The following is a 21049-nucleotide window of genomic DNA, read 5'->3' as shown; positions in this document are numbered from 1 at the left end:
CGACCTGTCTGACAATTAGTATACCACAGGTTCACTCACCAGTACAGACGTGGCTGGAAGTTATGGGGTAAGTGGGCATCTAAAGAAGGTTTTCCGGCACTGGAAAAAAAGTTGGTCTTTTACCCCCTAAAACTGGCTGGCCAATCGTATAAGGTGTACGAAGCAAAAAACAAAAGAATGGAGGGTGGTTCATGAAGAGGTGGAAAAAGTTATTCTCCCTGGCGCTGGTTACCGTACTGATCTTTTCCCTGGCGGCCGGTGCGTGGGCCGCGCCAAAGGGTGGGGGGCAGTACGGCCAGGCCAGAGGACACGCCGAACGGAACATGGAGCAAGAACAGGAAAGGAACATGAATGAAGGGGCCACGGTTGAGGAAAAAGAGCAAAACCGGAACAAGGAAAGAGAGGAAAATGGGCTACAAGAGCAGGAAGAAAAGAAGAGCGTGACAGAGCACGTTTATAAGGGTGTAGAAAACGCCCTGCAGCATGTGAAAAACCCGGTGGCCCGGGCTGCTCTGCAGGCCATTCTGGAAGGGAGAAGCGTTGCCCAGGCGGTTTATGAAGCAAAGCAGTGCCTTAAGGATTGGAACGACCAGAATGAGATCGTCATCGTAGCCGGGGAATTGAAAGAGGCGCTGGAAGAGGATGTGTCCGCCGATAGCCTTACCAGGGCACAAGGTTATAAGCACCTGGGCGAGATGTTCATTAAGGCCGGAAAAATGGAGGATGCCCGTTCGCTGTTGGAGCAGGCCCTGAGGAACAACCCGGGTGACGATGAAATCTATTCTGCCTTAAATAAGGTTTTTGCTAAAGTAAAAGATAATAAGGTAAAAGTGTATATAAAAGGAAACATGCCCATGTTTGATGTGGCCCCCGTGGTTGAAAATGGCCGCGTCCTGGTGCCGCTCCGGGTACTGGCAGAGAGCCTCGGTGCCGCCGTTGATTACAAGGATAACACCATTAACATTCAACTCAACAATTCCACCGTTAAACTGGTAGTGGGCAGCGGGAATGCATTAGTTGACGGAAACCCGGTTATGCTGGAGGTTCCCGCCAGGGTTGTTGACGGACGGACACTGGTGCCTCTGCGCTTTATCGGGGAAGGTTTGAAGGCTAAAGTAAATTACTACCGGGAAGGCAATCTTGTGGCGGTAGAATAGTAAATAAAGTGCTCGAAAAGCCACCCTGTCGGGTGGCTTCGATATTATATCCCCAGAACTGGGGCCAGGTTGCCCCGCGATGAGTAAATATTCAATGAACCCGGGGTGCTGTTACCGGCGCTTCGCAAGTCGTTCGCTCCGGACAGCGCCGCATCCTTGTCATAACCGGTTTTACTGATACGCGATGAAAACCGCAGGGGTAAAGTGGCCTATGCTATGCTTACGACCACTCACTCTTTATCCGGCCTTATCCGCATCCGTTCCCGGACTATGATATGTGGTCCCTTACCGCCATTTTTATCTCTCCGGTTACAACTCCTGGTTGTCCGCTACCGATGGGGCGGTCATTAATTTTTACCAGGGGCATTACCATCATTAAAGAATTGGTCAGGAAACACTCGTCGGCGTCGAGCAGTTCATGCGGGGAGACCGGCCGCTCCTGTGCCGCAATGCCCAGCCGGCGGCAGGTTTCCAGCACCACCTGCCTCATGATGCCGGGCAGCAACCCCTGATCCGGAGAGGGAGTAATCACCTGGCTGTTCTTTACCAGGAATATATTGCTCACCGCTCCTTCTGCCACATAGCCGGCGGTGTTCAAAAAAAGTGCCTCATCCCACCCTCTTTCCCGGGCTTCCTTTTTGGCCAGCACATTTTCCAGGTAGTTTAAAGTTTTGAATTTTACCAGAGGAGATTGTTCATTACGCCGGAAAGATGACCAGCCGGCCCGAAACCCCTTTTGATAGTCCAGGGTGCTGTAAGGCAGAGGGCGGGTGGAGATGACCACGTTACCGGCGGCTTCGCCCGGGGCCGTTCCGGCGGAAAGGGTTAGGCGCAGGGCGCCGTCTGTGGTATCGTTTAGTTTTATTGTTTGATATACCAGACGGCCCAGCTCAGTCAGTAACAGGGGCAGGGCCATCCCCAGGGCTGTGCATCCTTTCTCCAGCCGTTTCAGGTGTGCTTCCAGCAACACGGGTTGACCCCCACGTACCAGGATGGTCTCAAAAAGGCCGTAGCCATAAAGGAATCCCTGGTCCAGGGCGGGAACTTGGGCGCGGCTTGCCGGCAGAAACTGGCCGTTTATACATATCACGGTGTTCAATTATCTATCACCTCACCTCACCGCATCCTCGTCATTGCGTTTTTGCTGAACATTCACTGATATTCTGTCACCGGGTTGATCGATGCTTCTCATGCACCACCGGCCTGACGGCCAGGGAAGCGAAAGCCTGCCGGTCATCCAGACCCAGCGCCCGTACCAGTGCCCGGGCCTTGTCCAGCGTTTCTACATACTCCATGTAAGGGTCTGAATCGATGGTAATGCCACCGCCAACCTGGAAGTAGATTTGTTCCTCTTTAAATATCAGCGTGCGGATCACTATGTTTAAATCGGCGTTACCATCAAAGCCGATGTAGCCGATGGAGCCGGTGTAAATACCCCGGCGTACCGGTTCCAGTTCCTCAATGATTTCCATGGCCCGGATCTTTGGCGCCCCGCTGATGGAGCCGCCGGGAAAGGCCGCCGCCAGCAGGTCCACCACATCTTTATCCGGGGCCAGTTCCCCTTCCACTGTGGAAACCAGATGAAATACGGTGGCATACTCCTCCAGCCGGTAAAGTTCCGGCACCCGCACCGATCCCGTCCGGCAGACCCGTCCCAGGTCGTTGCGCTCCATATCCACAATCATCACCAGTTCGGCCCGGTCTTTTTCACTGTTCCACAACTCCTCCCTGAGCTGCATATCGCTGGCCGGGTCTTTTCCCCGGGGGCGGGTTCCTTTTATGGGGCGGGTCTCCACCCGCCTGCCGGTTACCTTGAGGAAGCGTTCCGGTGAAGAGCAGACCACCTGGAATTCTCCAAAGTTCAGGTAGGCCGCCATGGGAGCGGCATTGATGGCCCGCAGGCGCCGGTACAGGGGCCAGGGCTCCACCACCCGGGGCAGGGAAAAGCGCTGGGACAGGTTGACCTGAAAGATATCCCCGGCGGCAATGTAATCTTTGGCCCGCTGCACCGCCCGGCAGTAGCTGATTTCGTCAAAGTGGGCAAAAAGGGTGGGCGCATTTCGTTTCCCGGAACAGCTTCCATGGTGAGAGCTGTTTACCCGCGGTATGCCCGTGTCACCGGCATGTGACCACGGTTCCCGGCTTGTTTCTACGGGAACGGTTACCATTTGTTGCCGTTGCAGCCCGCTGGCCAGCAAACTGCAGGTTTCAGCCAGCCTTTGCCGCGCCCGCCGTACGGCAGCTGCGGGACCGGTTTCCGGAAAACCGGTGGAAACCACCCATACTTCTCCCGTAACCCGGTCTACCACCGTGACCACGTCGTAAAACCCCAGGCAGAGGTCGGGGGTTTGTAAATCGTCCACGGCCAGGGAAGGCATTTTTTCCAGTACCCGCCCCAGGTCGTAGCTGAAGTATCCCACCGCGCCGCCGCCGAAAGGAAGGGGACAGCTGCCCGGGGGCAGGCGATAATGGGCCAGTAAATCTTTGAGCTTTTCCATAGGGTGGCCGGCTAAAAGAGTAGTTTCTCCTTCCCGTTCCAGCCATAAGCGTTTTCCCCGGGAGCGCAACACCAGAAAGGGATCTGCCCCCATCAGGGAGTACCGGCCCAGTCCCTGGATGACCAACCCGCTGTCCAGCAAAAAGCTGTAGGGGCGGGAGGATAGCCCTTCGAAGAGGGCCAATACGTCTGCTGTTACCGGGATTTTCTTTATTAGAGGTAAACACACCGGCATAATCGATCCGCCCTTTCATTGGGATTCAGGCCAGGGTCAGAAAATTTGCCAGCAGTTTTTTCCCCACCATCGTTAAAATGGATTCCGGGTGAAACTGTACCCCCTCCACCGGATATTCCCAGTGCCTCAAACCCATGATTTCCCCCTGATCGGTTTGGGCGGTAATGGTCAGGCAATCCGGGAGGGTTTCTCTTTCCACCAGCAGGGAGTGGTACCGGGCAGCGGCAAAGGGGTTGGGTAACCCGCGGTAAATACCAGTGCCGTCATGGTAGACCAGGGAAGTTTTGCCGTGCATGGGCCGTCCGGCCCTTACTACCCGCCCGCCAAAGGCCTGACCGATGGCCTGGTGGCCCAGGCATACGCCCAGGATGGGGATGCGTCCGGCAAAGTGTTTAATTGCAGCCAGGGATATTCCTGCTTCATCTGGTGTGCAGGGACCGGGGGAAATCACAATGTGGCTGGGAGAAAGAGCTTCCATTTCCTCCAGGGTCACCCGGTCGTTACGGAAAACCCGTACCTCTTGCCCCAGTTCCTGCAGGTACTGGACCAGGTTGTACACAAAGGAGTCGTAATTGTCGATCATAATGACCACAGTGAAGACCTCCACCAATCGAAAGATTCAGTGAAGCCACTCCCGCACTGTAAAAACAAAAAACCAGCCCCTGGCTGGTCCTCACCCCAAAATCTCCGAGTCGTCTCAAGCTCCCCCTGGCTCTTCCCTGCTCAGCTCAAGCTCAGCTTTCAGTTGTCAAGGTCAGCTTAGCACAGGTTTTAACGGTGTGTCAAGGAGGTTTAACGTAAAAATTACAGGGGTTTAATGTGAGCTTAATTTGTATTTAACAGGTTCATGCGATAGTAAAAGTAAAATACGAAAATATAAACCCGGTTCTTATGAGCCGGGGAGTTTTATTTTAAGGGGAACGTATCTAGACATCTATATCTCTCGGATGTCCAATTTGGCTGAGTTGATATCTCGTTTACGGATCTAAATGTTAAATGAGGTGTAAGTGTATGCTGGATAAGGCCAACGGCATTCCTTACTACCGGCAAATTGCACAGGATTTAGCAAGACAAATCCGGCAGGGGGCCTTCAGTGCTCAGGAGCGTTTGCCCTCTGAATCGGACTTAAGTACGTATTACGGGGTCAATCGCCATACCGTGCGACAGGCCATTGCCGAGTTGATAAATGCGGGCCTGGTTTACCGCCTCAAGGGGAAGGGAACCTATCCCGTGCGGGGGGCAGAAAGGCAAATACAGTATAAGGTATCAAGCCGCACCTGTTTTACCCGAAACATTATGGAACTGGGGCATTCCCCTGCTGCAAGGATTTTAAAAGCGGTGGAGATGCCCCCCTCTCCCGAAGTGGTCACAGAACTGAACCTGGATCAGAACCAGCGGGTCGTGGTTCTGGAAATTTTACGCTCCGTAGACAATGAGCCTTTTTCCGTAACCACATCTTATCTCCCAAGCCATCTGGTGCCAGGCCTGTTGAATCATATGGAAGGATTTACTTCGCTTTACCACCTCCTGGAAAAACACTATCGTCTGCGCCCCATTCGCGCTCGCTCAATTTTGCGTGCCGTCCTGCCTACCGCTGATGATGCAGAAATATTGGAGATTTCACCCAATGTACCGGTGCTGCAGGTGAAAAGTACCATGCTTACGGAAGAGGGGGTGGTGATAGAATACTGCGTCTCGCGATTCAGGGGAGACAGGAGTTGTTTGCAGGTAGATTTTTCCCGTGATCAACGAGGCACGTAAATAGGATGAGACCGCAAACCCTGTGCAAGGAGTTCAGTATTTAATCAGTCAGAGCAGTCTGCGAGGAGGGAAAATATGTTCCGGAAAAGCAAATTATTCATCCTGTTAGCTACCCTGGCGGTATCAATGCTTCTTGTGACCGGTTGTGGCGGTGGAAAAGAGAACGAAAGATCTAATCCCCCTGCTGATAAACAAAACGCAGAAATGAAAGTGTTAAAAATGGGTCTGATTCCGGCGGAAGATCAGGAAGAAATGATGAAACGCTTTGGTAGTACCATTGCCTATCTGGAGAAAAAATTGGGAATAAAGGTGGAGCCCTTCATGGCCACCGATTATTCCGGGGTAATCGAAGCCATGCGTTCGAAGAAGGTCGACGTTGCTTTCTTTGGTCCTTTTTCCTATGTACTGGCAGCCGATGTGGCCAATGCTGAGGCTTTTGCTGTAGGGGTACGCAGTAACGGTAAGTCAACCTATCAGAGTATCATTGTTGCCCACAAAGACAGCGGGATTAAAACATTGAACGATTTAAGGGGCAAGGACTTTGTGTTTGTGGATCCTGCCTCTACTTCCGGCAACCTTTTTCCGCGTGTGATGTTGAAAAAAGCCGGCATTGACCCAGAAAAGGACTTCAAGAGTGTGACTTATGCCGGCGGCCACGATGCGGTGGAGTTGGCGATCAAAAACAAGAAAGTGCCTGCGGGAGCGGATAATGACATTACTTATGAAAAGATGGTAAAAGAAGGGCTGATCTCTCCTGAAGAGAATATCATCATTGCCAAATCGGACCCCATTCCGGGATCTCCCATTGTCTACCGGAAGGATTTGCCGGAAGACTTAAAGCAAAAGATCAAACAGGCTTTCTTGAATATGCACAATGAAGATCCCCAGGCACTGAGTGGTTACGGCGAGATCATTCGTTACGACGAGGCCAGGGATAGCGATTATAACATTATCCGGGAAACGGCAAAGATTTTGAACCTTGATCTGAAGAAAATGAAGTAAGATGAACCTCCGTTGGCGTGGGGCGGGTTATACTCGCCCCACGCCAACCATGGCGCAGGATGGGCATGGGGTAATACTTATCTGACCTGAAATAATGTGGAGGTGTTGGCAGTGATCAGAATCACTGGTTTATATAAGGAATATCCCAATGGTGTGCAGGCACTGTGCGATGTAAATCTGGAAATTGGTAATGGCGAATTTGTGGTCTTGCTGGGGCCGAGCGGGGCGGGTAAATCAACCCTTCTGCGTTGTATCAATGGCCTGGTAAGACCAACTGCCGGGCAGGTAGAGGTAAACGGGGTACAGGTGGGGGCAGAAAACGGCAGCAACCTGAGGAAGTTGCGCCGCCAGATCGGTATGATATTCCAGCAATTCAACCTGGTTAAGCGACTGCGGGTACTGGATAATGTACTTTGCGGCCGGTTGGCCTATACTCCCTTATGGAGCAGTTGCTTTCGCTTCTTTTCCCGTCGAGATGTGGAACTGGCCAAATCCTGCCTGGAACGGGTGGGTCTTATTGATAAGGCTTACCAGCGGGCTGACCAGTTAAGCGGTGGCCAGCAACAGCGGGTGGGTATTGCCCGGGCTCTTGTTCAGCAGCCTGCGGTGCTTTTGGCCGATGAACCGCTAGCGAGCCTGGATCCCCGTTCTTCCCGTACGGTTATGGAAACATTACGGGAAATCAACTGCCAGGATCATATTACGGTGATCGTCAGCCTGCATGACGTGGACCTGGCCATGGAGTTTGCCCGGCGGGTGGTGGGCATTCGAGAGGGTAGTGTGATCATGGATAAGCCCGTAAGTCAAGTAACACGGAAAGATCTGGAGTACGTCTATGATGGTATGGCAACCGAACCATCGATTAATTCGGGTACTTACGGGAGGACAGAGTATGCTCATGCCTGACCACGAAAAAATAGGCCCGGCCTGGGATGGCTATCTTCTTCTGCAGCGGGTACTGGTTCTGGCCCTTTTGCTGAGTGTCTACGTTTGGAGCGCCTACGGTACCAACCTTAGCATAGCAGAGTTGGTGCGGGGTTATCCACATGTGCTGGATTTTCTTTCCCGCATGTTTCCACCAAACCTGACCATCATCCCGGAATTGGTCCGTCCCACTATTGAAACCATTCAGATAGCCATCTGGGGGACTACTCTGGCAGTATTGCTGGCCATTCCTTTGGGTTTGCTGGCGGCAGCTAACCTGACTCCCCACCCGGTTCTTTATGCTGTGGCCAGGATCATCCTCAATGCTCTGCGGGCCGTTTCCGAAATGGTTTTCGGCTTGATTTTTGTGGCCGCAGTGGGTTTGGGGCCCTTTCCCGGCGTGCTGGCGCTGGCTTTGCACTCGGCAGGAATGCTGGGCAAGTTTTACGCCGAAGCTATCGAAAACATTGACCCCGGACCGGTGGAGGCACTTGAGGCCACCGGTGCCCATAAATTACAGGTGATTATTTACGGTGTAGTGCCTCAGGTACTTCCTGAGTTTATCACCTATAATCTTTACCGTTGGGAACACAATGTCCGTGCCGCTACTGTTCTAGGTCTGGTAGGAGCTGGAGGGATTGGTTTTGAACTAATCACCAGCATGCGTTTGTTTAAATATGCCGATACAGCCAGTATTCTGCTGGTGATTTTGTTGACAGTGACAGTGGTGGATTATATTTCCTCGCGTATCCGTTCTTATGTAATTTAAGTGATCATTGGTTGTTATAAGGAGGATTGGGATAACTTTGGATTATCAAAAAATCAGTTACATTGTGGCTGAAGGGGAATTGGAGGTACTGGTCACGCTGGCCGAAGAGTTGTTGCAAGCTGCAGAAATAAAAGTAATACAAGAACCTGCTGCCAGCCTGGTAATGATGCGGGCGCTGGAATCGGTACAGGGATACCCGTTTAATCTGGGTGAGGTACTGATTACCGAGTGCGTAGTAGAGGTAAACGGGGTGCCAGGGAAGGGATTTGCCCTCGGCGATGAACCAGAAAGGGCACTGTGCCTGGCGCTTTTCGATGCTGCCACCAGGGGGAACCACCCGCTGACAGCCAGAATCATGGCCGTTCTGCGGGAAGAAGAAGATAAAATCCGGCGTCGGGAGAGGGCTGAATTTTCCCTGGTGAGCCGGACCAGGGTCGAGTTTGAGGTGATGAATCCGTGATTGAAGGGAAACAAGGCTTTGACCCGGTTTTTGATTCTCAGAAAATATTTCGCTGTATATTAGATTCCATGGCCCGGCCGGGCAAGATCAACCTGTTACCCGCTACCGGTCTTTGCCCCCCTGGTGAATGGTGTTCCCATGTGGCAGCGGTAGCTTTTACGCTCCTGGATCGGGAGGTTACATTCTGCGTACTGGGCAGAGAAGCACAAAAAATGGAAAGTTACCTGGTTGTAAATACGGGCAGCAGGCCCGTAAAAGTTGAGGAGGCAGATTTCATTATAGTACCAGGGAAGGATCTTATACCCCGGTTATCTCTGGCCAAGCGTGGGAATTTGGAATACCCCGATGGTGGGGCCACGGTTATTGTTGCTGTCGATGAAATCCTTTCTGATCCGGAGCACCGTTACCAGGGGCTGGCGGTAACGCTTTCCGGACCCGGTATACCCGATCATTGCCGACTGCTGATCCGTGGCCTGCACCTGTCTTACCTGGAACACTTCAATAACCTGAACCGGGAATATCCCCTGGGAGTTGATTGGATTATGGTGGCTGAGGATGGCCGGATAGCCTGCCTGCCCAGAACCACCACGGTGAATCAGGAGGTGGTGATCTAGTGGGTTATGTGGCCGTAAGGGGTGGTACGGAAGCCATTACCGAAGCGATGAAAATGCTGCGCTATTTTCGCCTCAAAGGGGGGTCCCGGCCGCTGGAAGTCCGTCAGATTCAAGAACAGTTGCGTCTGGCCGTGGACAGGGTGATGAGCGAAGGTTCTTTATATGCCCCGTTTCATGCCGCCCTGGCCTTAAAACAGGCTGAGGGAGATACCATCGAAGCGTCTTTTATCCTCCGGGCTTACCGTTCTACCCTACCCCGCAGTTATGTTTCTTTGCCGGCGGATACCAGGCAAATGCGTATCCTGCGGCGCATCTCTGCTGCTTTTAAGGATATTCCTGGCGGCCAGTTGCTCGGGCCCACCCGGGACTATACCCAGCGCCTGCTGGATTTTACCCTAGTCGAAGAAGGGGAAAAGCAGGTAGCGGAATTTATTGAAGAGTATCTTAAGGACCTGGATATCCCGGAAGAAATTCCCTCATTTCCCAAGGTAATCGAGTTGTTGCGCCTGGAAGGGTTACTGGCAGAAGAGGAACCGGTAAAGCCGGAACCCCCCGACATCACACGGGAACCCTTGACCTTTCCTGCTCCCCGGCAGGCCGCTCTGCAGGTGTTGGCCCGCGGGGAAACAGGAGGGTTGCTGGCGCTGGCTTACAGCAGCATGAAGGGTTATGGAGATATTCATCCCACCATTGGTGAGTTGCGAGTAGGTTACGTTCCCTTACGCCTAAAGGACTCCTGGGGGCGGGAAGTATATGCAGGCCGGGTGCTGGTTACCGAGGCCGAAGTGATTGCCAGGTTGGAAGCCGTCGGTGAAAAGGGCAAGCCGCAGTTTACTTTGGGCTACGGGCTTTGTTTCGGTCACAACGAGTTGAAAGCAATTTCCATGGCCGTGCTGGATCGGGCCATGCGCAGCACCAAACCTCAGGTGCCAGCCGAGGATCAAGAATTTGTGCTCTCCATAGTGGATGGTATCGAATCATCCGGGTTTGCTGCCCACTACAAGCTGCCCCATTACATCACTTTTCAATCCGATCTGGACCGTTTGCGTACTGCCCGGCGGTATAAGGGGGGAGAAGTGGAATGAGATTTGCTAAGCTGGTTCCGCCGCGCCGTACGGGCTATAACTTTGCCTTTCTTGACGAGTATACCAAGCGAGAAGTACGGCGAAAGATTCTTAAAGCCGTGGCCCTTCCGGGATACCAGGTTCCTTTTGCCTCCCGCGAGTTGCCCATTGCCCGGGGATGGGGCACCGGGGGCTTACAGATTACCCTTTCCCTGCTGGGGCCACATGATGTGCTTAAAGTAATCGATCAGGGTTGCGACGGCAGCGTTAATGCGGTTAACCTGCGGCAACTGGTGGTGCTTACCACGGGTATCAAGACCACCTTTGATACTACCCAGGCGACGATCATCCAAACAAGACACCGCATTCCTGAAGAGCCTTTGACCGAAAAGCAGATCCTGGTGCTGCAGGTACCCTATCCGGACGCCTTACGTATTGTGGAGCCCAGTGAACGGAAGACCAGGCAAATGCACGCCGAGCAGGACTATAGCCGGATATGGGTCTATCTTTACGAGGATATTGTGCGCTGGGGGGAAATCACTATTGGCGCCCGCTACCCGGTGCTGGTGCATGGACGATATATTATGGATCCATCTCCTATTCCTCGCTGGGATGTACCCAAGCTGAATATGGCCGAAACCCTCTACCTCTTTGGTGCCGGCAGGGAAAAACGTATTTATGCCATTCCGCCTTACACCCGCGTCGTTCCCCTGGAATTTAAGGATCATCCCTTCCGGGTGGAGGATTTCTCCGGGCAGGCCTGTTTCCGCTGCGGCAGCGTGAATAGCTTTCTGGATGAAATCTACGACAGCCGTACCGGTCGGAAGGTTTACGCCTGTTCCGATACGGCCTATTGTGATAAACGGCTGGGGATGCGTTTTAGTGCGGGGAGGAATGGCCTTTGAATGAACATGGATGGGATAGTTTACTGCTTCAGGTAAAAAACCTCCTTAAGATTTACGGTGAGCAGTGCCCTTATTGTCTTGAACTAACGGGACCGCAAGCAAATAGCCAGGTTTGTTCCCGCTGCGGTTCAGTAGTGGCCTGCGGCGGCATTTCCCTGGAGTTATACGAGGGGGAAGTTCTGGGGATCGTGGGAGAGAGCGGTTCCGGTAAGAGTACTCTGCTGCGGTGTCTTTATTTTGATGAAGAAGCTACCGGGGGTGAGGTTTACCTGTCCTGTTACGAACAAGGCAAAGTTAATATTTTACAGGAAAGCGGCCAGCGCAAACGTTACCTTCGTAATCACCTCATTGGTATGGTTTACCAGAATCCTCAACTGGGGCTGGATTTTAGTTTTTCGTGCAGCGGTAACATCGCTGAAAAACTCCTGGCAGCCGATGTAAGGCATGTAGGCTATATCCGTGAGCAGGCAGCCCGCTTACTGATGCGTACCGAAGTGCCCGTAGAACGGATGGATGAACTGCCAGGTCGTTTTAGCGGCGGGATGCAGCAACGGGTGCAAATAGCCAAGGCTTTGGCTCACAACCCTCCCCTGCTTTTGTTGGATGAAGTGACTACCGGCCTGGATGTTTCAGTCCAGGCCCGGGTGCTGGATCTGATCAAGCAGTTGCAACGCCAGTTAGGGATCGCCATGATTGTGGTTTCCCATGATCTGGGGGTAATCCGGTTGCTGGCCCATCGCACTGCTGTGATGAAAAACGGTCGTGTAGTTGAAATTGGGCTTACCGATCAGATCCTGGAGGACCCACAACATCCCTATACCCAATTGCTGGTAAATTCTCTTTTATAGTTAATGGGGGAAAACGAATGAGCGTGATTTTGAAAGTAGAAAACCTGTGTAAAAAATTTACCCTGCATATGCTGGGCGGCAAAACCATTGTGGGCTGCCAGGACGTTTCCTTCGTTGTTGAGGAAGGAGCTTTTTTGGGCATCTTTGGCCCCAGCGGGTCCGGTAAATCTACGATCTTAAAATGCATTTACCGGACTTATCTGCCTTCAGGCGGATGCATCAAGTACCTTTCTCGCTGCTACGGCGAGGTAGATCTGGCCCTGGCACCGGAACGACAGGTGCTGGTTTTACGGCAGGAGATAGGCTATGTTTCGCAGTTTTTGAAAATCATGCCCCGTGTGCCGGCGGTGGACGTGGTGGCCGAAGGGCTGTGGTTGCAGGGCACAGACCAGGAGGAGGCCCGCAAGGTAGCCAGGGAATATCTGGCACGGCTGGGCGTAGCCAGGGAGTTGTGGGATGCCTACCCGGTTACCTTCAGCGGAGGAGAACAGCAACGGGTCAACCTGGCCCGGGCACTTATTACCCGACCCCGCCTTTTGCTTCTGGATGAGCCCACTGCCTCCCTGGATGTAAATACCAAAAACACGGTAATTGAATTGCTGCGGGAACTGAAGGGATCCGGCACAAGCATGGTCGGCATCTTTCACGATATGGATGCGGCCAGGCGGCTGGTAGACAGCGCATTCGTTATGCGGGACGGCTATTGTTATCCGGAAAAACGGAGGGAACTGGCGTGATTAGTGATCTGTTAATTGTTAACGGTCGCGCTGTTATTCCGGGAGGCGTGGTAGAAAATGCCTGTGTTATGATTTCAGGGGGGGTAATTACGGATATCAGACCGGCCGGGCAGATACACGCTTTGGAGAGGCAAATGGAAAAGTATGTAATTAATGCCGGTGGGGCCTGGATACTGCCTGGATGTGTTGACCTGCACAGCGATGCCATTGAAAGGGAAATCGAACCCCGCCCCGGGGCGATATTTCCGGTTGAACTGGCTTTTCGTGAACTGGAAAAACGCCTCGCCGGCTGCGGAATAACCACCGTATTTCATTCCCTTTCTTTTGCCAGGGAAGAACTGGGTTTGCGTTCCAACGAACTGGTTGCCCAGGTTATCCGGTGCATCTGCCAACTGTCCGCCGGTCCGACCCTGATCCGGCACCGGATCCATTTGCGTTATGAAATTACCGACCTGTCGGCGGTACCTGTTATTATGGAACTGATGAACGAAGGCAGGGTGGATTTGCTTTCATTTATGGATCATACCCCCGGCCAGGGCCAGTTCCGGGAATTGGAAAAGTATAAGGAGTGGATGCGCTGGTCTTCCGGTGTACAGGAGGAAAAGATAGAAGAGCTTTTGGCCAAAAAGAATAATGTGGATAGACGACTGGTGCTCGCCAGGATGCGCCAGCTGTCAGATAAAGCCCGGGAGTTGGGTATACCCGTAGCTTCCCACGATGATGACAGTCCGGCCAGGATAAAAATGGCTCATGAGCTGGGAATCAGTATCAGCGAATTTCCTGTAAATATGGAAACTGCCTCTTTTGCCAGAAGAATGGGCCTGAATGTCTGCGTGGGGGCCCCGAATGTGGTGCGGGGGGGTTCCCAGGCCAAGAATCTGAGTGCCAGAGAAGCAGTGGCTGTTGGAGCAGCGAACATCCTGTGTTCCGATTATTACCCGCCAGCCATGCTTTCTGCTGTTTTTGCACTGGCTGAAACTCCTGATTCATTACCTCAGAGCGTATCTCTGGTATCGACAAATCCTGCCCGGGCTGCCGGACTAGCTGGAGAAGTAGGAGCACTGGAGGTTGGACGGCGGGCGGATCTGGTACTGGTGAGGCTTGACGAAGGAATTCCCGTTGTGTTAATGACAATGGTTGATGGCCGCGTTGTTTATTCCCTGAACTATCACTGTAGGGGAGAGCAGGTGGCAACCTGCAATAACCGGTCATTTTAAGGTAAGGAGCAGGATTTTTATGCCCATCAAAGGATTTGGTATCAACGCCGATGCTACCCGGCTGGATAACAATTTGGACACCCTGGCCCGGGATTTAGAGTATTTTGCTGGGCTCGGTTTTGAGTATGTGGAAATTCCTGTGCACGGAGTGGGGGCCATGATAGGGGGACGGCTGCTGCCCCCGCGGGTGGAGGAAATATGCCGGCTGCTTGCCCGGTTTCCCTTTTGTTACACAGTCCATGCCCCCAATCCTTTAAACCTGATGGATATTGAAAACCTATTCTGGCAAAAACAGGCTTTTAAGCAAAGCCTGGAGTTTGCTGCAGCCATTGGAGCGGAGGTACTGGTTTACCACAGCGGCAGATATGTACCGGAGGAGACCTTCCACCTGCCCGGAGGTCGACAGAACCTTAGCCCGGAAGTCAGAGATGAAATGCGACGGCAGGAGCGGGAAGCGTTACTGGATCTGGCCGAAAGGGCGAAACAACTGGGGGTTACCATAGCTATGGAAAATGCCCGGCCTTACCTGGATGGCAGCCCCTATTGTTATGCGGAGCACTTGTCCCTGCTGGTGGAACAGGTGAAGGCTATCGGCCATCCCCAGGTGGGCATAACTCTGGATGTAGGTCATGCATATCTATCGGCCCGGCATTATGGCTTTGATTTCCTGGGAGCCGTGGCCCTGGCTGCTCCATACGTACGCCACGTGCACCTGCACGATAACTTCGGCCGGATTTCCGGTTCGCTGGAAAAGAAACAGGCTGAGTTGATGGCCGCCGGCCGGGGGGATCTGCACCTGCCCATCGGTTTTGGTGAAATCCCGGTCGCTGACGTACTTGCTTTATTGCGGGATTACTCCGGTGTGATAATACACGAAATTCGCCCCCGTTACCGGGGGTGGGCCGGGACGGCCCTGGAACGGGGGCGGCAGCTGGTGGCCTGTTGTTATTAGCTTCTCGATTGGGCTTGTCCGGCAAATCCAGCCATGGTATTATGGAGAATAAATGTGAAGGCATTACAAGAAACAAGACATAATGGACACCCTTATCCACGTCTGCGGTAGTTATCGGGGTCATTTTCAATTGTGTTCACGGTTAAGCAAAAAACGAATTGATTTTTGGAGGTTTTTGTCTTGCGAGCACTGGTAGTACAAAATGTGACCATTGAAGGGCCGGGTCTTTTGCAGCCGGCCATGGAGAAAGAGGGCTGGCAGCTTGATATACGGGTGATGGATCAACCGGGGGCACACTTGCCCGCCTCTTTAGATGGCTATGGCGCCCTGGTAATCCTGGGCGGCCCGATGAACGTCTATGAAGAGGAGTCCTACCCTTATTTAAGGCAAGTTGATCAACTGATTAAAAAAGCAATCCAAAAAAGTTTACCCGTGCTGGGGATATGTCTTGGCGGTCAGCTGATTGCCAAGGCCCTGGGTGCACCTGTTGTCCGCAATCCGGTTCCGGAGATCGGCTGGTATAAACTCCGGCTTACCGCCGACGGTTTGAAGTCGCCCCTGTTTGCCGGTTTGCCGGAAGAATTTTTTGTCTTCCAGTGGCACGGCGATACCTTTGCCCTGCCTTCCGGGGTTTCCCACCTGGCTGCCAGCGAGGATTGTGTTAACCAGGCCTTTTCTTTAGGGCGGCACATCTTTGCCCTGCAATTTCACCTGGAGGTGAACCCGGAGATAATTAATACCTGGGCCGAAGCTTATGCCGATGAATTGGAAGAATACGGCGGTCCCGGTGCCGCCGGCCGCCTGTTGCAGGAGACTGCGGCAATCTGGGAAGAATACCGGCAGGTGGCCGGGCAATTTTTGAATAACTGGATGGCTATTTTGTCGGGACACGGGACAGCGCCGCATCCAACCGGGTTCACTGAGTATTTACCTTCAGGTTAAAATAAAACGCGAAAAAGAGAGGAAAACTTTGCCCGAACGCGAATTATTTGGGCAAAGTTTTCTGGTTCCGGGAGGGATTTTTCATGGAGGTGCGTTTGGGTTCAACCTTGCTGCGTTTGATGGTGGGGGATATCACCCAGCAGGATACCGAAGCCATTGTTAATGCGGCCAATTCCAGCCTGATGGGCGGTGGGGGTGTGGACGGGGCCATTCACCGGGCCGGGGGGCCGCAGATCCTGGAGGAATGCAAGCAGATTGTGGCCCGGCAGGGCAGCTTGCCCACGGGTCAGGCGGTAATTACCACCGGCGGCAAATTGAAAGCCCGGTATGTCATCCATACCGTGGGCCCCATCTGGTCGGGGGGCAACCGGGGAGAAGACGAGCTGCTGCACAATGCCTATTATAACAGCCTTTCCCTGGCCAGAGAAAAGGGTATCAAATCCATTTCCTTTCCCTCCATCAGTACCGGTGCCTACCGTTTTCCCATCGAGCGGGCGGCGACCATTGCTTTGAAAACGGTGCGGGATTTTATTTTAGAAAACGATTTCTTTACGGAAGTACGCTTTGTTCTGTTCCGTGAAGATGATTTCAAAGTCTACCAGAGGGCCTGGGAAAAACTTTCCGGTGGGGTGGAAGGTTGAAAAATACAGGCGCGCTCAAGAGGCTTTTCTGCCTAAAAAGCCCGGGAAATTCCCGGGCTTTTTAGGGATTTTTCCTTTTTAATGTGGAGTAACCTGTCATGATCTATTACTTATTGGCCTGGTCATGCTGTGGGAGCTTTTTCAAGGCGCTTCATGCGGTTAGCCTGTCCCTTTTGGGAGAGCAGCTTTATCCACACCCTCACGGAATCGGCGATAATCAGGATAACCATGATCAGCATGATTGCTGAAATAGCCGCCAGCAGGTAGTTATGCTTCGGCAGGTAGTTGATGACAATATTTTGATATCCGGCTGTAATGGTGGTTACTGTCAGGAAGACCATAGGGATGAAGGTGGTCCAGGCATACCGGGCCTTGCCCATCCTGATCAGCATGGTGGTGCCGATAGCCAGGGCCATGCTGCCCAGCAGCTGGTTGTTCACACCGAAAAGGGGCCAGATGGTGGAAATGCTGCCGCCGTACAGCAGGTATCCCCAGGCCAGGGTGAAAATACCGCTGGTCAGGATGATGCCCGGCCACCAGTTGTGGTCCTTTAACGGCTTGTATACAGCACCGCCGATTTCCTGCATCAGGTAGCGCCCGACCCGTGTGCCGGCATCAATCAGGGTCAGGATAAACAGGGCTTCAAACATGATGGCAAAGTGGTACCAGTAGCCCATCAGGTGCCGTAAGCCGCCGATTTTGGAGAAGATGTCGGCCATGCCCACGGCCAGGGACACGGCGCCGCCGGGGCGGCCGGCCAGGTTTTCTGACACCAGCTGGGAGAGCACGGGCAGGTCCTGTACCTGCATGCCCAGCTTGGCAAAGACCTCCGGCGGGCTGTTGATGGCAAAATAATCGGCGGCCGGCAGCACGGTGGCTGCGATCAGGGCCATCAGGGCCACAAAACCTTCCGTTAACATGGCGCCGTAACCGATGGGCAGAATGTCGGCTTCACTGCGCACCATTTTGGGTGTGGTGCCGCTGGAAACAAGGGCATGGAATCCCGACAGGGCGCCACAGGCAATGGTAATGAACATGAAGGGCCATACTTTACCCGGGATAACCGGTCCTCCACCGGCTACAAATTTGGTCACAGCCGGCATTTGCAGCACGGGGTTGACAATAATCACACCTATGGCCAGCAGCAACATGGTGCCCACTTTCATGTAAGTGCTCAGGTAGTCCCGGGGCACCAGGAGCAGCCACACGGGCAGTACTGCGGCCAGGAAGCCGTAAGCGGCAATCATCAGGGAAAGCTGTTGCTTGTTAAAGGTAAGCAGTGGAGCCAGGGCGGAATGCTGGATAACCGGTCCCAGCACCACCCCCAGGATGATCAGGATTACGCCGATTACAGTGGCTTCGGCAATGCGCCCGGGACGGAGCCACTTGAGGTAGATGCCGATGAACAGGGCTATGGGTATAGTTACGCCGACGGTAAAAGTACCCCACGGGCTCTGGAAGAGGGCGTTGACTACAGATACGCTGGCACCCGCCAGTACAATGATTAACAGGAACAGGATGGCTACGGAAGCCAGCCAGTAGGAAAAATTACCCACTTCCCGGCGGGCTATTTCGGCCAGGGATTGCCCGTCATGTCTGATGGAAGCAAACAGAATGACCATATCATGGACTGCGCCGGCCACCACGGCGCCAATAAGAATCCACAGGGTGCCGGGCAGGTAGCCGAACTGGGCGGCCAGAACCGGGCCGATCAGGGGGCCGGCACCGGCGATGGCGGCAAAGTGGTGACCGAATAATATCCAGCGGTTGGTGGGTACGTAGTCCCGGCCGTCATTATGGGCTTCCGCAGGGGTGCGGCGCTTTGGATCCAGGGCCAGGACTCTCGCTGCCAGGAAAGCTCCGTAAAAACGGTAGGCCAGGATAAATACCAGTGCTGCTATAATTACCAGGGTTAAGGCACGCACATTTATTCCCTCCCTGTTGAAAAATTATGAAACCGGCCGGTCCGTGCTTACATTATAAACTCTCCCGGTGAAACAGGTAACAACGGCTTAATCAACGGAACAAAAGAGGGGTTGATCGGAAATATGGGCCCCATCAACAGAAAAAACCCCACTTTCCGTGGGGTAGCATTTTACGAAGCTTCCAATCCCAGTATTGATTTCAGTTCCTTCACCTGGCTCTTGCTGACCGGGATTTGAGTCTTTTTAGGGTCACCCATCACCAGCCAGTATGTTCCTTTGAACCAGGGCAGCACCCCCTGAACCTGGTTCAGGTTAACCAGAAAACTTTTGTGTACCCGGAGGAAACCTTCACTTTTTAACCGTGCTTCCAGTTCTGTCATGCTGCCGGTGTAGGTGCAGGTATCACTGGCGGTGACGATCTGGACGCTGCCGTCTTTGGCCCGGCCGAAGATGATATCCTGGTAATCCAGGAGCCTGATTTCCCCGTTTTTTTCCACAGGCAATTTCTTAATCCGGTGTCTTTTTGCTTGCAGCAGCCCGGCCACCCGTTCCACAGCTTCCGCCCAGTCGCCGGAGCGCCTGCGCAGTTCTTCAATGCGATTGATGGTCTTGGCCAGCCGTTTGTCTTCAAAGGGCTTCAAAAGGTAATCCACTGCTCCCAGCTCAAAGGCCCTGACGGCATACTCGTTATAGGCCGTAGCAAAGACCACCAGGGGCGGGTGCGGGAAAGAAAGCATCTCCCGGGCCGCTTCACATCCAGACATCCCCCGCATCTGAATGTCCAGAAAAACCACATCGGGCTGCAGTTCGGCCACCAGTTTCAGGGCTTCCTGTGCGTCCTCGGCTTCACCTACCACCCGGCATTCCGGGTAGACCGACAACAGGTATTTTAGCTCGTCCCTGGCCAGGGGTTCGTCGTCAACCACAACAGCTGTAAAGGGCATCTTCCTTCACCCCCTGGGAGCTGGTTTCTTTAGGAAAGCGCAAGACCACTCTTGTACCCTGGCCGGGTGCACTGTTTACCTGCAGCGCATACCCCGGTCCGTACAGGCCCTTCAAACGTTCGTTGACAATGGATAATCCCAGCCCGTGGCCGCGCCCGTAGCCGGGAAGGAGGATTTTATCCAGTTCTTCCGGGAAAATACCCACACCATTATCTTCTATGGTGACTATCACTTCTCCAGGCTGATCTTTAGCTGTAATTTTTATCCTCCCGCCCTCCCTCTTGGGTTGCAGGCCGTGCTTGATGGCATTTTCTACCACCGGCTGGAGGGTAAAGGCGGGAACGGGGCAGGTTAAAGCTGCGGGATCTACAAGCTGGACTACCTGTAGCTTGTTGCCGAAGCGTGTTCCCTCGATGGCCAGGTAGGCCTCCACATGGGCCAGTTCTTCCGCCAGGGGAATGGGAGCATCATCCTTTCGTAAACTGTACCGGAAGAAGCTGGCAAGTTTAATCAACAGTTCCCGGGCCTTGTCCGGCCTGGTGCGTACCAGGGAGACAATGGTATTTAAAGCGTTAAACAGGAAGTGGGGATGCACCTGGGCCTGGAGCGCCTTCAGTTCCGCCTGGGCACGCAGTCGGGCTTCGGATTCCACTTCGGCCAGTTCCAGCTGGGTGGAAAACAGGTGGGCCAGCCCCCGGGCCAGTTCCAGGTCTACCGGCGTGATGCTGTTTTCCCGGTCATGATAAAGCTTTAAAGTGCCTATGGTTACCTCCCGCCTTTTCAGTGGCACCACCACTGCCGAAGCCAGGCGGCAGTTCTTTTCCTGGCAGCCGATTTCATCCCTGGTCTGGGCAACCTGGACCTCCCCGGTGGCCAGCGCCTTTAAAGTGGCACTGGTCAATATGGGAGTCCCGGGGTGATGATGGTCGTCCCCCCGGCCCACATGGGCCAGGATCTCCTGGCCATTGGTGATGGCCACCGCGGCCAGCTTGACGGAATTATAAATAATCCGGGCCGTCTGCTCAGCCGACTCCCGGTTCAACCCGTGCCGTAAGAAGGGCAGGGTTTTGGTGGCTATGCGCAGCGCTTGCTGTGCCTGGCAGGCGGCGATGCGTTCCCGCTGCTCGGCAGCGGTTTTGACAATGACCATAAAAATGGCCACGCCAATGGAATTGACTATAATCATGGGCGGGCCGATGATCTGCACCAGTGCCCAGGCTTCGCCGAAAGGACGGGCAGTGGCCAGGATAATGGCCATTTGCAATGTTTCTCCCGCCAGCCCGGCCAGTAAAGCTACATGCCAGGGAATGGGGCCGCGGCGGTAGTAGTGCTGCACCAGCCCGCCCAGGGTGCCTTCGGCCACGGCGGCCAGGGCGCAGGAGAAGGCGGTGAAACCACCCAGCAGGTAACGGTGTATACCGGCGAACAGGCCCGCCCCGGCCCCCACCAGGGGCC

The 21049-nt window shown here is 53.7% G+C and carries 21 protein-coding genes; 15 read left to right on the top strand and 6 right to left on the bottom strand.

The features are described from left to right. The first annotated feature begins 191 nt into the window (after positions 1-191). Positions 192-1157, top strand: coding sequence for a copper amine oxidase N-terminal domain-containing protein (locus GFC01_RS15075; RefSeq protein ID WP_152947993.1), 966 nt, complete (start codon positions 192-194; stop codon positions 1155-1157). Between the two features lie 268 nt (positions 1158-1425). Here the strand turns inward: GFC01_RS15075 and GFC01_RS15070 are convergent, their stop codons facing one another. The 3 genes from GFC01_RS15070 to GFC01_RS15060 form a co-directional block, all read right to left on the bottom strand. Next, positions 1426-2247 (bottom strand): aminotransferase class IV, encoded by an 822-nt coding sequence (locus GFC01_RS15070; protein WP_341474028.1) that lies wholly within the window; start codon positions 2245-2247, stop codon positions 1426-1428. Positions 2248-2323: 76 nt separating this feature from the next. After that, entirely contained in the window at positions 2324-3889 is a 1566-nt protein-coding gene (pabB, locus tag GFC01_RS15065) for an aminodeoxychorismate synthase component I (RefSeq protein ID WP_152947991.1), read from the bottom strand. Positions 3890-3914: 25 nt separating this feature from the next. Then, the gene (locus tag GFC01_RS15060; protein WP_341474026.1) at positions 3915-4481 is read right to left on the bottom strand and encodes an anthranilate synthase component II; all 567 of its coding nucleotides are present in this window, start codon (positions 4479-4481) and stop codon (positions 3915-3917) included. Between the two features lie 419 nt (positions 4482-4900). On the opposite strand from GFC01_RS15060, the gene phnF reads away from it, so the two are divergent. The 14 genes from phnF to GFC01_RS14990 all read left to right on the top strand — a co-directional run bounded on the left by phnF (position 4901) and on the right by GFC01_RS14990 (position 16725). After that, positions 4901-5650 carry a phosphonate metabolism transcriptional regulator PhnF gene (phnF, locus tag GFC01_RS15055; protein ID WP_194174978.1) on the top strand — a complete coding sequence of 250 codons (750 nt, stop codon included), beginning with the start codon at positions 4901-4903 and terminating at the stop codon, positions 5648-5650. Between the two features lie 75 nt (positions 5651-5725). Further along, positions 5726-6652: a phosphonate ABC transporter substrate-binding protein gene (gene phnD / locus GFC01_RS15050; protein WP_152947989.1), complete on the top strand. Its 927-nt coding sequence runs from the start codon at positions 5726-5728 to the stop codon at positions 6650-6652. A gap of 111 nt (positions 6653-6763) precedes the next feature. Further along, complete coding sequence (phnC, locus tag GFC01_RS15045) at positions 6764-7558, top strand: phosphonate ABC transporter ATP-binding protein (protein ID WP_341474025.1); 795 nt, start codon at positions 6764-6766, stop codon at positions 7556-7558. Then, positions 7545-8345: a phosphonate ABC transporter, permease protein PhnE gene (phnE, locus tag GFC01_RS15040; protein WP_152947987.1), complete on the top strand. Its 801-nt coding sequence runs from the start codon at positions 7545-7547 to the stop codon at positions 8343-8345. The genes phnC and phnE overlap by 14 nt, the downstream gene beginning before the upstream one ends. Positions 8346-8382: 37 nt before the next feature. Beyond that, positions 8383-8805, top strand: coding sequence for a phosphonate C-P lyase system protein PhnG (gene phnG / locus GFC01_RS15035; RefSeq protein WP_194174977.1), 423 nt, complete (start codon positions 8383-8385; stop codon positions 8803-8805). Then, a complete protein-coding gene (gene phnH / locus GFC01_RS15030) occupies positions 8802-9419 on the top strand; it encodes a phosphonate C-P lyase system protein PhnH (RefSeq protein WP_152947985.1) in 618 nt (205 codons plus the stop codon). Before phnG ends, phnH begins: the two co-directional genes overlap by 4 nt. After that, complete coding sequence (locus GFC01_RS15025; RefSeq protein ID WP_341474024.1) at positions 9419-10504, top strand: carbon-phosphorus lyase complex subunit PhnI; 1086 nt, start codon at positions 9419-9421, stop codon at positions 10502-10504. Before phnH ends, GFC01_RS15025 begins: the two co-directional genes overlap by 1 nt. Next, a complete protein-coding gene (locus GFC01_RS15020; RefSeq protein ID WP_152947984.1) occupies positions 10501-11388 on the top strand; it encodes an alpha-D-ribose 1-methylphosphonate 5-phosphate C-P-lyase PhnJ in 888 nt (295 codons plus the stop codon). Before GFC01_RS15025 ends, GFC01_RS15020 begins: the two co-directional genes overlap by 4 nt. Further along, a complete protein-coding gene (locus GFC01_RS15015) occupies positions 11385-12236 on the top strand; it encodes an ATP-binding cassette domain-containing protein (protein ID WP_152947983.1) in 852 nt (283 codons plus the stop codon). The genes GFC01_RS15020 and GFC01_RS15015 overlap by 4 nt, the downstream gene beginning before the upstream one ends. A 17-nt stretch (positions 12237-12253) precedes the next feature. Continuing rightward, positions 12254-12973 (top strand): phosphonate C-P lyase system protein PhnL, encoded by a 720-nt coding sequence (gene phnL / locus GFC01_RS15010; RefSeq protein ID WP_152947982.1) that lies wholly within the window; start codon positions 12254-12256, stop codon positions 12971-12973. Beyond that, complete coding sequence (gene phnM, locus GFC01_RS15005) at positions 12970-14190, top strand: phosphonate metabolism protein PhnM (RefSeq protein WP_194174976.1); 1221 nt, start codon at positions 12970-12972, stop codon at positions 14188-14190. The genes phnL and phnM overlap by 4 nt, the downstream gene beginning before the upstream one ends. A 19-nt stretch (positions 14191-14209) precedes the next feature. Beyond that, positions 14210-15142 (top strand): sugar phosphate isomerase/epimerase family protein, encoded by a 933-nt coding sequence (locus GFC01_RS15000; RefSeq protein ID WP_152947980.1) that lies wholly within the window; start codon positions 14210-14212, stop codon positions 15140-15142. Positions 15143-15322: 180 nt separating this feature from the next. Further along, complete coding sequence (locus tag GFC01_RS14995; RefSeq protein WP_013823305.1) at positions 15323-16084, top strand: type 1 glutamine amidotransferase; 762 nt, start codon at positions 15323-15325, stop codon at positions 16082-16084. Positions 16085-16167: 83 nt separating this feature from the next. After that, positions 16168-16725 carry an O-acetyl-ADP-ribose deacetylase gene (locus tag GFC01_RS14990; RefSeq protein ID WP_013823304.1) on the top strand — a complete coding sequence of 186 codons (558 nt, stop codon included), beginning with the start codon at positions 16168-16170 and terminating at the stop codon, positions 16723-16725. Between the two features lie 122 nt (positions 16726-16847). Here the strand turns inward: GFC01_RS14990 and GFC01_RS14985 are convergent, their stop codons facing one another. From GFC01_RS14985 to GFC01_RS14975, 3 genes are all read right to left on the bottom strand, one after another. Next, positions 16848-18650, bottom strand: coding sequence for a carbon starvation CstA family protein (locus GFC01_RS14985; protein WP_013823303.1), 1803 nt, complete (start codon positions 18648-18650; stop codon positions 16848-16850). Positions 18651-18820: 170 nt separating this feature from the next. Continuing rightward, positions 18821-19594: a LytR/AlgR family response regulator transcription factor gene (locus tag GFC01_RS14980; RefSeq protein ID WP_013823302.1), complete on the bottom strand. Its 774-nt coding sequence runs from the start codon at positions 19592-19594 to the stop codon at positions 18821-18823. After that, a partial coding sequence (locus GFC01_RS14975; RefSeq protein WP_152947979.1) for a sensor histidine kinase occupies positions 19569-21049 on the bottom strand: 1481 nt, incomplete at its 5' end. The genes GFC01_RS14980 and GFC01_RS14975, both read right to left, overlap by 26 nt.

The sequence above is a fragment of the Desulfofundulus thermobenzoicus genome (genome assembly GCF_009428905.1).
GTDB lineage: Bacteria > Bacillota > Desulfotomaculia > Desulfotomaculales > Desulfovirgulaceae > Desulfofundulus_A > Desulfofundulus_A thermobenzoicus.
Note: the sequence above shows the minus strand (reverse complement) of the source record. Positions and strands in the feature narration are given on the sequence as shown.

What these genes read in the sequence shown, in the direction of transcription:
- GFC01_RS15020 (WP_152947984.1), top strand. Translation starts at nt 10,501, where the DNA reads ATGAGATTTGCTAAGCTGGTTCCGCCGCGCCGTACGGGCTATAACTTT.
- pabB (WP_152947991.1), bottom strand. Translation starts at nt 3,889, where the DNA reads ATGCCGGTGTGTTTACCTCTAATAAAGAAAATCCCGGTAACAGCAGAC.
- GFC01_RS14980 (WP_013823302.1), bottom strand. Translation starts at nt 19,594, where the DNA reads ATGCCCTTTACAGCTGTTGTGGTTGACGACGAACCCCTGGCCAGGGAC.
- GFC01_RS15075 (WP_152947993.1), top strand. Translation starts at nt 192, where the DNA reads ATGAAGAGGTGGAAAAAGTTATTCTCCCTGGCGCTGGTTACCGTACTG.
- GFC01_RS15000 (WP_152947980.1), top strand. Translation starts at nt 14,210, where the DNA reads ATGCCCATCAAAGGATTTGGTATCAACGCCGATGCTACCCGGCTGGAT.
- phnD (WP_152947989.1), top strand. Translation starts at nt 5,726, where the DNA reads ATGTTCCGGAAAAGCAAATTATTCATCCTGTTAGCTACCCTGGCGGTA.
- phnL (WP_152947982.1), top strand. Translation starts at nt 12,254, where the DNA reads ATGAGCGTGATTTTGAAAGTAGAAAACCTGTGTAAAAAATTTACCCTG.
- phnE (WP_152947987.1), top strand. Translation starts at nt 7,545, where the DNA reads ATGCTCATGCCTGACCACGAAAAAATAGGCCCGGCCTGGGATGGCTAT.
- phnF (WP_194174978.1), top strand. Translation starts at nt 4,901, where the DNA reads ATGCTGGATAAGGCCAACGGCATTCCTTACTACCGGCAAATTGCACAG.
- GFC01_RS14990 (WP_013823304.1), top strand. Translation starts at nt 16,168, where the DNA reads ATGGAGGTGCGTTTGGGTTCAACCTTGCTGCGTTTGATGGTGGGGGAT.